Below are 12,164 nucleotides of genomic sequence, written 5' to 3'. Positions count from 1 at the left end.
CTTAGATGCTAAGGAGTATCTGCGTGGAGGGCAAGCCCCGCCCCGCGGCCACGGCCGCGGAGGCGATGTCGCGCATGGACCAGTACGTCGCCCTGGGCATCGTCGGCCAGCAGGAGGTGGCACAGCGGCTGGGGCTCAACGTCACCGACCTGACCTGCCTGGGCCACATCCTGGGAGCCGGGGACACCCCGCTGGCCGCCGGTGACCTCGCCGAGCTGGTGGACCTCACCACCGGCGCCGTCACCGGCGTCCTCAACCGCCTCGAGCGCGCCGGATACGCCCGGCGCCGGCCGGACCCCACCGACCGGCGCCGGGTACGGGTGGTGGCCGAGCCCGCGGCCGCCGCCCGGGTCGTGGCGGTCTACCAGCCGTTCTACGACCGGCTCGGCGCCCTGTTCGCCGACTACACCCCCGACGAGATCGCCGTCATCGCCGACTGGTTCGAGCGGGCCGCGGTCGAGGTCCGCGCCCACTGCGCCCAGGTGCGCTCCGGGGAGCTGGACGCCGAGGGGGCCTAGGCCCCGCTGGTACCATGGGCGGTTGACCAACTTCTTTTCATCCACTGATCGCTTTCAGTGCTTGTCATTGCTTCTTATTGCTTCTTATTGCTTCGAAAGGCCCTGCATGAGGAACCCGTCAGTTCACGGACGCTTCGGTGTGAAGGGCGGTGGCAAGCCCGGAGCCAAGTCCGGCGGCAAGACCCCCCGGAGCATCGGGCCGCAGGGCGAGTTCACGATGCACGAGCCGAAGGTGCCGGGACTGGCACCGGTGGAGTCGTTCTCGGAGCTCGACCTGCCCGTCGAGCTGGTGACGACCATGGCCTCCCTGGAGGTCAAGGAGCCGTTCCCCATCCAGGCCGCGACGCTGCCGAACGCACTGGCCGGCCGGGACGTCCTCGGCCGCGCCCGGACCGGCTCGGGCAAGACCCTCGCCTTCGGCCTGGCCCTGCTGGCGCGTACGGCGGGACAGCAGGCGGACCCGAAGCGCCCGCTGGCGCTGGTCCTCGTACCGACGCGCGAGCTGGCGCAGCAGGTGACCGAGGCACTGGAGCCGTACGCGGCGGCCCTGAAGCTGCGGATGGCCACCGTGGTCGGCGGGTTGTCCATCGGGCGGCAGGTGAGCGCCCTGCGCACCGGCGTCGAGGTCGTGGTGGCCACCCCGGGGCGGCTCAGCGACCTCGTCGGGCGTCGGGACGTGCACCTGGAGCGCGTGAAGATCGCCGTGCTCGACGAGGCCGACCAGATGTGCGACATGGGCTTCATGCCGCAGGTCACCGAGATCCTGGACCAGGTGCACCACGCGGGGCAGCGGATGCTGTTCTCGGCGACCCTGGACCGCAACGTCGACCAGCTGGTCCGCCAGTACCTGAAGGACCCGGTCTCGCACTCCGTCGACCCGCAGGCGGGCGCGGTGACCACGATGGACCACCACGTGCTGCACATCCACGCGGCCGACAAGGTCTCGGCGGCGACCGAGATCGCGGCCCGGGACAACCGGGTGCTGATGTTCCTCGACACCAAGCACGGGGTCGACCAGTTCGTGAAGCACCTGCGGGCCATGGGCGTACGTGCGGAGGGGCTGCACAGCGGCAAGTCGCAGCCGCAGCGCACCCGGACCCTGGCCCAGTTCAAGACCGGGGAACTGACCGTCCTGGTCGCCACCAACGTCGCCGCGCGCGGCATCCACATCGACGACCTCGACCTCGTGGTCAACGTGGACCCGCCCGCCGACCACAAGGACTACCTGCACCGGGGCGGCCGCACCGCCCGCGCGGGCGAGACCGGCCGGGTCGTCACCCTCGTCACCCCGAACCAGCGCCGTGACATCGTCCGGCTGATGGCCGACGCCCGGATCCGGCCGACGATCACGCAGGTCCGCTCGGGTGAGGCGGCGCTGAGCCGGATCACCGGCGCCAAGGCCGCCCCCGGGGTGCCGCTGGCCGGCTCCGCGCCGACCGACGCCAAGGGCCGGCCCTCGGGGTCGGACCTCGGCTTCCGCGGCATCGGCACCCGGCCGGGCCGGCCGGGGAAGGGCAAGGAGTCCCGCAAGACGGTGGAGGCCCGCCAGCAGGCGGAGGCCCGCCGCGCGGCCCGGGTACGCCGGGGCGTCTGACGGGGCGGGGCGTGTGACGGGCCGGGCCGCGGTGCCCGCCGCGGCCGGCCGTTTCAGACGGCGGTCCGCCTGCGCAGCCGGACCGCCGCGGCGTTGCGGACGCGGCGGGTGCGGGCGCCGGCGGCCAGCAGGCGCAGGGCCTCGTACGAGGTGAGCGACTGGGCGGCGGTGCGCTGACACCAGTCGGAGGCAGCGGTGAGCTCCGCGGCGGACCAGGCCTCGCCCCGGGTGATGGCCTTGAGCAGGATCCACTCCCGCAGCCGGCGCTCGGGGAAGGCCCGCCCCGCGAGCGCCTCGGCCATCGCCCCGGCCCAGGCGGGAAACGCCTCGTCGGCGAGCAGCCGCGCCGCCTTGCGGTCGAGGTGGGTGACGACGGCGCTCTCGGCCATCACCGGATCGGGATCGCGCAGCACGGCGGCCACGGCCTCGGCTTCGGCGCCCTCCCCCGGCGCGACGGCCAGCGCCTCGAGGTGGCGTCCGTAGCGCCAGTGCTCCGGGGGCGTGACGGCATCGGAACGGTTCATCGGGCGACGCCTTCGCGTACGCGCCCGGCCCGGCCGCCGTCCGGCAGCGGCTCCCGGTCGACCTGCACGGCCGGCCCGTGGCGGTCCCGCGCGATCGCGCTGACGAGGACCCGCTCGGGCATGCCTATGCCGGGCCGCTGCTGCTTCTTCCCTCTCCCCATGGCACCCATTCCACACGACCTCCGCGAACGGCCTGTGGCCAGGGTGCCGACAAGCCCTCTCTCAGCCTGAGGCGGCCGGTCTGCCGGAACCAGACCGGCTGTCCGCCGGGGACGACGCGGCGCGCGAGGCGGGCCCGGGAGGTGCTGCGGGGTGCGTAGGCACTCGCACACCAGAAACGAGTCACCGTGGCGAGATTATGCCCCAGTTGCCCGTTTCCGGGAAGGAACTGCCTGGTCAGAGCCCTACGTTGCTCCTCTCGTACCTAGATCATCGGGTACTCGCAGAAAGACCGAGGACGTATGGCTACTCGCTTCTATACGGCAAGACGCCGCGGAACAGGGCCCTGGGGGACCACCCACTGGATCGCATAGTCGGGCGCGGAGAACCTGCGCCGGCAGCTCCTCGGCTACCGCTCCCCGTATTACGTGACCGACGTCAATTCCCTGCGCTCCGGTGACCTGCTCTTCTTCAAGTGGAAGAGGGAGGGTGTGGACAACCATGCGGCGGTCGTGACGGGCAGGGGCCAGGGTCAGGCCGCGTTCCTGGGCTGTCTGCTGGCGGTCTGCGTCCTGACGGGTTGCTCGGACGGTTCGAACTTCGGCTACGACGACGCCTACTCCCGGCACGAGCCGCTGGCCGGGGTCGGATACCCGAGCCGGGGGACGTTGGAGATCACCCAGCGGGCGGTGTGGGAGATCGCCGACGGCAAGGCGGGCGAACTCGCCGCGCTGGGGACCGACGGTGAACCGCGCAAGACCGCCGAGAACTGGATCGCGGCGTTCGGCGAGGGAGCCCGCGGCAAGGTCACCGCGGAGTTCTACGACTCGGGTTCCACGAGGCAGGTGGTCGTGCTGTATTTCCACGACACCGGCCAGATCAAGGAACTTCAGGTCCGGACCGCGGGCGAGGACGGCTGGCGCGTGGTCATGGGCCAGCCGGACCCCGAGGAAGCCACCGCCGGGTACCCGTGGGTGCCGAAGAAGCCGGGCGAGCTCGGTTCCAAGAGGGGCGGAGGCGAATGAGCTGACCGGCTCCCGTCCCGCGGCTCGTCGGCGGACTGAGAGCCGGACGAAGCCCCGTCATAGGTGAATGGTGCTCTGCGGCTCCTGGCCGGAGACGGCTTCGCCGATACGGGCGGCCATGGCAGCGGTCAGGGCCTGGAGGACGTCGAGGTCCGTACCGCCGGCGCCTTCGTCGCGCAGGTAGACGGTGGCAGCGACCGTACCGACTCTGACCACGGAGGTGGCTCCTGTCGCTTCCGTCATACCGGGGCTGGGGTGGATCGCCCAGGACACCGCCATCGACTCGTCTCCTCCCACGTCGGGCAAGGAGATCGGGTCCAGGCCGGAGCCGCGGTTCTTCTGCTGCCGGACGAGCGCCTCGTATCCTTGGGCGGCCGCGTCAGGGGTGGGGTAGGAGCGGAGTTCGATCCTCACCTGATCGACCTCCCCGGCGGGGGTGTATTCCGCCACTGCGCTGATCGACGTGCCCGCGCAACCGGGACCGTCCGACGGGCATTGCATCGTCCCGGGGAAGCCGCTCTTCACACTCCATCCGGTCGGCAAGCTCCCCGGGGCGGGGAGGACGGGAAGAACCTGACTCGCGTCGCGTAACGCCACGCTGCCGGCACTGGGCTTGGGCGCGAGGGGGTCCCAGCCCTGCGGGTCTCGGTCACCGCCGGTGGCCAGCTGTACGCCGCCGTAGAGTGCCAGAGCGAGCACCAAAACAGCCACAGCCGCGAACCCGCCCAACGCCCCTTTGGAATTGCGGACGTTGCTGATCGTCAAGGGGCCCAGAGCGAGGTGACTGCCGCGCAGTCTGCTGGATCCGACGACGATGCTGCCACTGGTGTGGTGCGGAGGAAAGGAAGGTTGTGGCGGCACGAGAGCGTGCCGCAGCCGCTCGGTGAACTCGGGATCGCCGGCCAACTCCTCCTGGAGAACCCCTCGGACCATGTCTGCCGCTGCCACGTCCTGCGGACTCTGGTCGAGCCCGTCCACCGCGGCGCGGCCGGCCGGTAATCGGGCGAGCCGGGCACGCACCACCTCGCCCACAGCCTGCCCGACAGCTGTGCCCGCCCCAGTCGCGACTGCCGTCATCGCCTGCACGGCGGCTAACGCCAAGCCCTCAGAACCCTCCACGGCCCCCACCTCTCACCCGAAAAACGATGCCTGCAGCATCTCCTTTCCGCAGGCTCGTTAGGAAGTCCCCCCAGCTCGCGAGAGCACACCGATCCCCTCCCCCGGACACGCAGGAGACCGCCACGGCCCGGGTCGCGCTCAAGGCCGGGGGACCATTCGCGTGGTCCAGGCCGCGCTCTGAGGTGGTGGTACTCGGCCCGCCACCCACCCTGTCCGGTATGCCGACCCTCACCCGGTGCGGGAAATCGCCCCCAGGTACGCCGCGTTGGATTCTGCCGTCGGGTAGTTCGTCGAGCCGCTGTTCGGTGCCCGGAGCGCCGCAGGGGCCGGACCCCGGTGGGTCCGGCCCCTGCGGCCGCGCGTGGGGGCGTCAGTTCTTGACGGGCTCCATGCAGAGGACGAACTTGTCCACGTCGAGCTGCTGCGCGAGAGCGATTTCAGCCACGCCCTGGCACTTGTCGAGGTCGAAGGAGTTGTCGACGACCTTGACGACCTTGTAGAGGTCGCCCACCTTCTCGGTGCAGCCCTTGCTCTCGACCTTGGGGTTGTTCTCCGGGCCGGTGACGACGACGCAGTCGCCGGCCTTCGCGTGCACCGGAGCCTCGCCCGTCAGGTAGGGGAGGCCCAGGCGCCAGAACAGTACGACCACGATGGCGACGACGACGCCGAGGATCTTCTTCCCCAGGCCGCCCTTCTTCTTCGCGGGCTCGGACGGCGCGACGGGGGCGTCGAACGTGCCGGGAGCGGCGGGCTGCTCGGGGGACTGCGGCGCGGGAGGCGTGGCCATGAAGGGTTCCTTGGTGACGTGTACGTGATCGAACGCGCGTACGCTACCGGCTGCTGACCACGCAAAACGGACTCTTCCCTTCCGTTTCCTATTCAGATACGGAGTCGTGATCCTGTCGACTCGTCAGGGCCGCCCCCTGGCCACGCCCGCCGCCTGACCGTTGGCACGAACGGGTGAGGGGAACTCCCTGTCCGGTTAGCGGGGCCGCAGGCCGGACACGGTGAGGGGTGATGAGGGTGAACTGCCATTCCTCAACCGTCAAAAGGGGCAATTCTGTGGACGTCATGACTGCCAGGGAGCACATCTTTCGCATGCTCGACACGGACGGCGACGGCGTGATCTCCCGCCGGGAGTACCTCGCCCGGCCCGAGCGGGCAGCGGCCGAGCTCGGCCGCGACAGCAATGACCCGCTCGTCGCATCCGCCCGTACCCTGCACGGGCGCGTCTTCGACTCCATGGACGCCAATGGCGACGGACAGGTCACCCTCGACGAATACGCGGCTTGGGCGGGCGCCGGCACGTTCGACGACGTCTGCCGAGAAGCCCTGGGGTCCCTCTTCGACCTCGCCGACACCGATGGTGACGGCGCCCTGGACCGGATCGAGTTCTCACGTCTGCGCGGAATCCTCGGCAACAACACCGACAACGCAGGCATGGCATTCGACGCCCTCGACACCGACGGCGACGGACGCGTCGACCGGGACGAATACCTCACCGCCATCCGCACCTACGTCAGCCACGGCACCTCCCCCATGTACGACGCACTGGTCACCTCCGGCTGACACGTCAGCAGTGTGCGACTCGGGTGCTGTCAGCCGAACAGGGGGAAGGACGCGGTGTCCGGTCCCAGTGCTCGCTTTTCGGCGTCCGTGAGGGGCAGGCGGCCCGTGCCGGCGCGTGCGTAGTGCTCGTCGCTCCAGTCGAGCGGTACCGGGCGGCCCAACAGGCCGTCCAGGGTGGCACGTACGCATGCCAGTCCGGGCGGTGAGGCTCCGGGGGCGTGTGGGAGTGAGGCGACGAGGTCGAGGTGGTGGATGGTCGCCTCGACGGTGAGGGTGCTCATCAGGTCGCCGGCGGTCAGGGTGTGGCCCTGGGTCGAGACGAGAAGGTCGGGGTCGGTCGCGGCAGCGGCGTTCAGGGTTGCTGCCGCGGTCTCCAGGTACAGCCCGCGCAACTGGTCGAAGTGCAGGAACATGCCGGCGCAGACCCGCGCCCAGCGTCGGCCGTTGGCCGCGCCTTCGGTATCGGGATGCCAGTCGCTCCAGTAGGTGACGGCGTCCCGGTCCACCGGTCCCGGCGCCGGGGTGTGCAGGGCCACGAGGCCGCGCTGGCAGTCCATGAGGCAGTGGAAGAGCAGGTCCCGAACGGCCCAGCCCGTACAGCCGGTGGGCAGCCAGGAGTCCTCGTCCTCCAACGGCGCCACGACAGCCGCGAGGGCCTGGTAGGACGCGCGCAGGGCGCGGACCGGCGCTGCCCGGACGGCCTGCGCGGGCGGATCCTGGCCCTGACTAGGCTCAGCTTCGATCACGTTGGACGAATGCCCGCCGGCCGTAACCGTATTCATCCTGCGGGCGCCTGTCGCGCTACGGGCCCGCCTCTCAGGATGAGCAGAGGACCATCGTCCGCGCGACGGGAGCCTTCAGCATGCTGCCCCACACCACGTAGCCAGGCATCGGGCAGCCAGCGGAGGCAGATCGTGGCGCGGGCCGCCACCCGTGTGTGCCGCCGCATGGTCGGCGCGGCGCGAGGAAACGCGACCGTCGAGCGCCGCTGGAGTGGTGGCTCCCGCTCCGGGGTTCCGTGAGCTGGTTACCGAGCGTTCGGCTGCCCGTGCAGGTGAGCTCGCAGCGAGCGGCCTATGCGGTCTGCCTGGTCAGCCGTCACCCGCTCCTGCTCTGGTCGCCGAAGCAGCTCGAAAATGCCCGGCCCGCGATGCTCCCGCGGCAGATCTGCCATGCGCGGGACGATGTGGAAGTGCACGTGGGCGAAGCCTTCGGCCTCGGCGAACTGGGCCACGTAGGTCTTGGCACAACCAGTCATGCTCCGGAGCGCCCGGGAGAGTTTGACCTGCCACATGCCCAGGGCAGATGCCTCGGCATCGGTGAGGTCGTGGACTGCGGCGACGTGGCGCCGCGGCAGCACCAGCCAGCCGGGGACTGCGGTGTTGAAGGCGTGGGCCACCCGCCAGTGCTGGTCGTACGCCATGCACTCGCGTGGTGGGAGGTTGTCGAAATCTGCTTCCTTGCCGCATATGTAGCAGTCGGGAGTCGTCATGAACCGAAGCGTAGAACCGTGTCGCTGCGAAACGGCCTGCCGGCCTCCGTCGAAGGCTTCGAGTCGCACGTGGTGACGGTGACCGTGTTCGCCGACGGGTCCCGTTCGTAGCGTGTTTGACGCGTGAGGGGCTGGCGTTCGGTCAGCACCCCCATCACCTCAGGAGAGCTCATCGAGGAGTGCCGCTGCAGGGCTCTTCGAGGGAGGCGCTCGTCTCCACCTCCCAGCATGCGCCAGTGGTGCAGTGGGGCGCATGCTGGGGAGCGGGGACAGACTGCGTCGGCCGCGGGCAGCGGGTTCATCCCGAGACCTGGGTGACGTCAACGCCCCCACGCGTTGCCCCCACTGCGCAGGAGCGAGCCGTCATGCGTGTCGATTACGCGTCGATCCGGACCCGACTGGAGGACGGCGTACTGTTCGCCGCCCTGGACGCCGGCCCCCTCAACCTTCTGGGCGTCGACCTGGTCCGTGATCTGGTCTCTCTCGTCGACACGCTGTACGCCGACCCTGATGCTGTGCGTGTCGTCGTCATCGAAAGCGCCTCGCCGGACTACTTCTCGGCGCACGTGGACCTCACCGCAGTCCCGCAGTACACCGCAGAAGCCGCGAAGGCCGGTGGTCCCGGCGACGCGTCTCTCGGCATGTTCCTGGACAAGCTGGCGCGGGTCCCGGCCATCACCATCGCCAAGGTGCGCGGGCGGGCGCGCGGGGGTGGCGACGAACTCGCCCTGGCGTGCGACATGATCTTCGCCTCGCGCGAGAACGCGGTCCTGGGGCAGTTCGAGACGGGCACCGGCGCCCTGCCCGGCGCGGGCGGCGTTCAGCACCTGACGCGGCGGCTCGGCCGGGCACGAGCCATCGAGGCCATCGTCGGCGCCGACGACTTCGACGCCGACACCGCCGAGCGCTACGGCTGGATCAACCGCGCCCTCCCCGACACCGAGCTGGACGGCTTTGTGGAGCGTCTGGCGAAACGCATCGCCGGCTTCCCGCCCGAAGGAGTGCGGGCTGCCAAACGTGCCGTCAACGACCTCTCGCTGGCGTCCCCCGCGCACATCCGCTCCGATGCCGCGACGTTCCAGAGCCTGGTCGCCGCGCCCGAAAGCCGGGAGCGCTTGAACTACCTTGCGGAGCGCGGCCTCCAGACCCCGGGTGAGCTCGAACGCGACCTCGGCAAGGCCGTGGGGGACTTCCCTCGCTGACCCTCTCCCTCAGAAGCCGAACATCAGCCACGCCTGGTGGCTGACCCAGCCGGGGTACAGCGCGGTCATGGCGTCGTAGAGCTCTTGGTCGCTGCCGGCCTGCTGCTGAAGGCGGCCGAAGTCGGTGAGGTACTGCCTGGTCGCCGTGATGATGTCGGGAGTGTCGGGGGCCCCCGGCTTCTTGTGGCCGGCGATCGCCATCTTCGGGTTCAGGGCCGCGAGGCGGTCCAGAGCGGCCATCCAGTTCTCGCGGCTTTCGGGTGTCGTGGCGGCGACGAAGAGGTGACAGCGGTTGTACAGGACGTCCCCGCCGATGACGAGGTCCAGGGCGGGCACGTGCACGGAGGTGGAGTCGACGGCGTCGGTCCGCCCCTGCTCGATGATCCTCAACTCGTGCCCCTCCAGGGAGAACGTCTCCTCGTCCCAGGGGCCGGGCACCGTAATGGTGGCTGCGAGCCGGCCGGGCCACAGCTTGCGGTAGACCGGCAGTCGTTCGACCTGCGTGCGCGCGTACGCGACCGTCTTCGGGGTGGCGATGGCGCGGGCGTCGGGGAAGTGGCGCAGCAGGACGCTCAGGCCGGCGAAATGGTCCAAGTGGCCGTGGGTGATGTAGATGGTGGTCAGGTTGCGGTGATGCAGTTGCACCCAGGCCGCCAGCGCCTCGGCCTCGTCGGCCGTGGTGAGGGTGTCGACCAGGACCGCGTCGTGCTCTCCGAAGATCAGGGTCGAGGTCATCGGGTCCCAGGCCGGTGGCGGGCCGAAGGGCCGAGACCGCTCGGCCACCAGCTCCTTCTCGGGTGCGGTGAACACATTGACGCTCAGTGACGGTGCCATGATGGTCGGCTCCTCTCCGCGACGAGGGCCCCGCGCCGGCCTCGCTGTCGCTTCGCCGCGGAGCGCTGTGCGCACGGCCGTGCTCCCCCTTCCATGTCATGGCGGACCGGGCACGACTGCAAACCGGACGGCACACGTGTGTGCCCGCTCGGCCGTCGCGTACCGGTAGCCGTTCGGGCCGTCCCTTGGGTCGGGCCCGGCGATCCGCATCGATCACGTCCGGCCTGATCCGGCGCCACCAAGCGCAGCGGCCACAGCCCGCCGGCCGCGGCGAGGGCCCGCGGATGATCTACCGACCGTACGGTGCGGGCGGTTCCTCCCCCGCGTACATCCCCGTGAGTTCGGCGCCGATCCGGGCCAGCCACTGCCGTACCTCCGGCGGCTCCAACACCTCGACCCCCGCCCCCAGCCCGGCCAGATGCCCCGCCAGGGCCTTGGCGGCCGGGCCGTCGACCCACACCTCGGTCCAGCCGTCGGGCAGCGGACCGCCGACGCGGACGCGGCCGCCGAGGAACCGTTGCAGCAGGGCCAGCGTGTCGGGGTGGACGCGGGCCCGGGCGGACACCGCGTGCATGCCGTCCTGGAAGGCTCCGGAGAGTGCCCGCCACGCCGTGGTGAGGTCGAAGTCAGGCGGCCGGACGACCGGTTCGCCGGTCGGCTCGACGGAGGTGACCCGGCTGAGCCGGAAGGTGCGCAGGCCCTTCTCCGTACCGGCGACGAGGTAGTCCACGCCCGCTTTGGCCACGAGCCCGAGGGGGTCGACGGTACGCTCGCCGGCCGGTTTGCCGACGCCCGCGTACCCGAGGCGGACGCGGATCCCGTCCACGACGGCGCCCTGGAGCGCGGTGCGGTGGGCGGCATCGGCGGTGACGGCGTTGCGGGACCAGTCCGTGGCGTCGACCACCCCCGCGCGGGTCGCGGCATGGGCTTGTGCCCGCAGGGTCGGCGGCAGGGCCCGGACCAACTTGCGGAGGGTGGTGCGCAGTTCGGGGGTGGCCGACAGGGGGCTGGTGACGAGGAAGAGCGCCCGGATCTCGTCGGCGGTCAGCCCGGTGAGGTTGGTACGAGCCCCGCCGACGAGGGACCAGCCGCCACCGCGGCCGCGCTGCGAGTAGACGGGGATGCCGGACGCGGCCAGGGCTTCCAGGTCCCGGCGTGCGGTGCGCTCGGACACCTCCAGTTCGGCGGCCACTTCGGGGACGGTGACGCGGCCGCGCTCTTGGAGGAAGAGCAGGGTCGCCACCAGTCTGTCGGCTCTCATGTGCCTCTTTCCTCCTGCGTGGGTGTCCTCGTCGTCGTTTTTCATTCTCTTCGGGAAACTGGCCAGAAGGTGGCCACTTTTGCTTCCAGGATGAAGGCATGAACAAGATCGAGCAGCTCACCGAGACCACCCCGTCCGACTCCACCCACGCGGTACCCGCCCCTCCCTCCTTCGATCCGCGGGCCGACCTCGCCACTGCCGTCGAGCTGGCGGGCCGTACGCTGGCCGCCGTCCGACCCGACCAGTACGACGCCCCGACCCCCTGCGAGGAATTCGACGTACGGCGACTGTCGAGCCACCTGGTTGCCGTCGTCCGCCGGATCTCGGTGATCGGGCGCGGCGAGGACCCGTTCAGCGTCCCGTCCTTCGCCGACGAGATCGCCGATGGCGCATGGGCGGCGGCCTGGGAGCCGGGCGCCCGCGAGGTCGCGAAGGTGTGGGCGGATCCGGGTATCCTCGGCCGGCAGCTGCGCCTGCCGATCGGCGTCGTGCCGGGCGCGGTCGCCGCGGCCGTCTACACCCACGAACTCACGGTGCACACCTGGGACCTGGCCCGGGCGACAGGGCAGGACCCCGACTGGGATGCGGCCCTCATCGAGCGTGTGATCGACGTCGTACGCCGCGCGCTGCCGGCCGAAACCCGCGGCGGGCGGATCCCGTTCGCGGAGGTGGTGGCCGTGGGCCCCGAGGCCCCGGCCATCGACCGGCTGGTGGCCTGGGCCGGACGCCGACCCTGAGAAACCCGGTGCGGGTCGGCCTCTTGGGTCCGCTGGAATCAGGCAGTGGGGAGGGAGCGCTCGTCGGTCTCCTGGTACCGACGCTCTCCCACCCGACTAGCGTGAGCCGACACCCGCCGGATCAGGCCCC

At 70.8% G+C, this 12,164-nt stretch carries 14 protein-coding genes; 6 read left to right on the top strand and 8 right to left on the bottom strand.

The window, feature by feature from the left end:
* Positions 1-23 precede the first annotated feature (23 nt).
* On the top strand, positions 24-518 hold the full coding sequence (locus tag ACFYP3_RS03180; RefSeq protein ID WP_388825871.1) for a MarR family transcriptional regulator: 495 nt from the start codon (positions 24-26) through the stop codon (positions 516-518).
* A gap of 106 nt (positions 519-624) precedes the next feature.
* The gene (locus tag ACFYP3_RS03175) at positions 625-2,112 is read left to right on the top strand and encodes a DEAD/DEAH box helicase (RefSeq protein ID WP_388825868.1); all 1,488 of its coding nucleotides are present in this window, start codon (positions 625-627) and stop codon (positions 2,110-2,112) included.
* A 53-nt stretch (positions 2,113-2,165) separates the two neighbouring features.
* Here ACFYP3_RS03175 and ACFYP3_RS03170 read toward each other — a convergent pair whose 3' ends face one another.
* Positions 2,166-2,636, bottom strand: a complete 471-nt coding sequence (locus ACFYP3_RS03170; protein ID WP_388825865.1) for a hypothetical protein — start codon at positions 2,634-2,636, stop codon at positions 2,166-2,168.
* Positions 2,633-2,797 (bottom strand): hypothetical protein, encoded by a 165-nt coding sequence (locus ACFYP3_RS03165; RefSeq protein ID WP_388825862.1) that lies wholly within the window; start codon positions 2,795-2,797, stop codon positions 2,633-2,635. Before ACFYP3_RS03165 ends, ACFYP3_RS03170 begins: the two co-directional genes overlap by 4 nt.
* A gap of 426 nt (positions 2,798-3,223) precedes the next feature.
* Between ACFYP3_RS03165 and ACFYP3_RS03160 the strand changes: the two genes are divergently transcribed.
* Complete coding sequence (locus ACFYP3_RS03160; protein WP_388825859.1) at positions 3,224-3,820, top strand: hypothetical protein; 597 nt, start codon at positions 3,224-3,226, stop codon at positions 3,818-3,820.
* Positions 3,821-3,877: 57 nt separating this feature from the next.
* Here ACFYP3_RS03160 and ACFYP3_RS03155 read toward each other — a convergent pair whose 3' ends face one another.
* On the bottom strand, positions 3,878-4,939 hold the full coding sequence (locus ACFYP3_RS03155) for a hypothetical protein (protein WP_388825857.1): 1,062 nt from the start codon (positions 4,937-4,939) through the stop codon (positions 3,878-3,880).
* Between the two features lie 370 nt (positions 4,940-5,309).
* A complete protein-coding gene (locus ACFYP3_RS03150; protein ID WP_388825855.1) occupies positions 5,310-5,726 on the bottom strand; it encodes a hypothetical protein in 417 nt (138 codons plus the stop codon).
* A gap of 230 nt (positions 5,727-5,956) precedes the next feature.
* Here ACFYP3_RS03150 and ACFYP3_RS03145 point away from each other — a divergent pair, with 230 nt between their 5' ends.
* Positions 5,957-6,508, top strand: a complete 552-nt coding sequence (locus ACFYP3_RS03145; RefSeq protein WP_388825853.1) for an EF-hand domain-containing protein — start codon at positions 5,957-5,959, stop codon at positions 6,506-6,508.
* 29 nt (positions 6,509-6,537) lie between these two features.
* Here ACFYP3_RS03145 and ACFYP3_RS03140 read toward each other — a convergent pair whose 3' ends face one another.
* Together ACFYP3_RS03140 and ACFYP3_RS03135 are read right to left on the bottom strand one after the other, a co-directional pair.
* Positions 6,538-7,254 (bottom strand): maleylpyruvate isomerase N-terminal domain-containing protein, encoded by a 717-nt coding sequence (locus tag ACFYP3_RS03140; protein ID WP_388825850.1) that lies wholly within the window; start codon positions 7,252-7,254, stop codon positions 6,538-6,540.
* Positions 7,255-7,535: 281 nt separating this feature from the next.
* Positions 7,536-8,000: an HIT family protein gene (locus ACFYP3_RS03135; protein WP_388825847.1), complete on the bottom strand. Its 465-nt coding sequence runs from the start codon at positions 7,998-8,000 to the stop codon at positions 7,536-7,538.
* A 365-nt stretch (positions 8,001-8,365) separates the two neighbouring features.
* Between ACFYP3_RS03135 and ACFYP3_RS03130 the strand changes: the two genes are divergently transcribed.
* On the top strand, positions 8,366-9,202 hold the full coding sequence (locus ACFYP3_RS03130; protein ID WP_388825844.1) for an enoyl-CoA hydratase/isomerase family protein: 837 nt from the start codon (positions 8,366-8,368) through the stop codon (positions 9,200-9,202).
* A 9-nt stretch (positions 9,203-9,211) separates the two neighbouring features.
* On the opposite strand, the gene ACFYP3_RS03125 is transcribed toward ACFYP3_RS03130, so the two are convergent.
* The gene (locus ACFYP3_RS03125) at positions 9,212-10,036 is read right to left on the bottom strand and encodes an MBL fold metallo-hydrolase (protein WP_388825841.1); all 825 of its coding nucleotides are present in this window, start codon (positions 10,034-10,036) and stop codon (positions 9,212-9,214) included.
* A 289-nt stretch (positions 10,037-10,325) separates the two neighbouring features.
* Positions 10,326-11,297 carry a helix-turn-helix transcriptional regulator gene (locus tag ACFYP3_RS03120; protein ID WP_388825838.1) on the bottom strand — a complete coding sequence of 324 codons (972 nt, stop codon included), beginning with the start codon at positions 11,295-11,297 and terminating at the stop codon, positions 10,326-10,328.
* A gap of 98 nt (positions 11,298-11,395) precedes the next feature.
* Between ACFYP3_RS03120 and ACFYP3_RS03115 the strand changes: the two genes are divergently transcribed.
* The gene (locus tag ACFYP3_RS03115) at positions 11,396-12,034 is read left to right on the top strand and encodes a TIGR03086 family metal-binding protein (protein WP_388825835.1); all 639 of its coding nucleotides are present in this window, start codon (positions 11,396-11,398) and stop codon (positions 12,032-12,034) included.
* Positions 12,035-12,164 lie beyond the last annotated feature (130 nt).

This window comes from Streptomyces sp. NPDC005533 (genome assembly GCF_042871845.1).
Lineage (GTDB): Bacteria > Actinomycetota > Actinomycetes > Streptomycetales > Streptomycetaceae > Streptomyces.
Note: the sequence above shows the minus strand (reverse complement) of the source record. Positions and strands in the feature narration are given on the sequence as shown.

Bases quoted from the DNA above. Each gene is read 5' to 3' on its own strand.
- ACFYP3_RS03175 (WP_388825868.1), top strand. From the start codon at position 625: ATGAGGAACCCGTCAGTTCACGGACGCTTCGGTGTGAAGGGCGGTGGC.
- ACFYP3_RS03170 (WP_388825865.1), bottom strand. From the start codon at position 2,636: ATGAACCGTTCCGATGCCGTCACGCCCCCGGAGCACTGGCGCTACGGA.
- ACFYP3_RS03165 (WP_388825862.1), bottom strand. From the start codon at position 2,797: ATGGGGAGAGGGAAGAAGCAGCAGCGGCCCGGCATAGGCATGCCCGAG.
- ACFYP3_RS03150 (WP_388825855.1), bottom strand. From the start codon at position 5,726: ATGGCCACGCCTCCCGCGCCGCAGTCCCCCGAGCAGCCCGCCGCTCCC.
- ACFYP3_RS03145 (WP_388825853.1), top strand. From the start codon at position 5,957: ATGAGGGTGAACTGCCATTCCTCAACCGTCAAAAGGGGCAATTCTGTG.
- ACFYP3_RS03135 (WP_388825847.1), bottom strand. From the start codon at position 8,000: ATGACGACTCCCGACTGCTACATATGCGGCAAGGAAGCAGATTTCGAC.
- ACFYP3_RS03130 (WP_388825844.1), top strand. From the start codon at position 8,366: ATGCGTGTCGATTACGCGTCGATCCGGACCCGACTGGAGGACGGCGTA.
- ACFYP3_RS03125 (WP_388825841.1), bottom strand. From the start codon at position 10,036: ATGGCACCGTCACTGAGCGTCAATGTGTTCACCGCACCCGAGAAGGAG.
- ACFYP3_RS03120 (WP_388825838.1), bottom strand. From the start codon at position 11,297: ATGAGAGCCGACAGACTGGTGGCGACCCTGCTCTTCCTCCAAGAGCGC.
- ACFYP3_RS03115 (WP_388825835.1), top strand. From the start codon at position 11,396: ATGAACAAGATCGAGCAGCTCACCGAGACCACCCCGTCCGACTCCACC.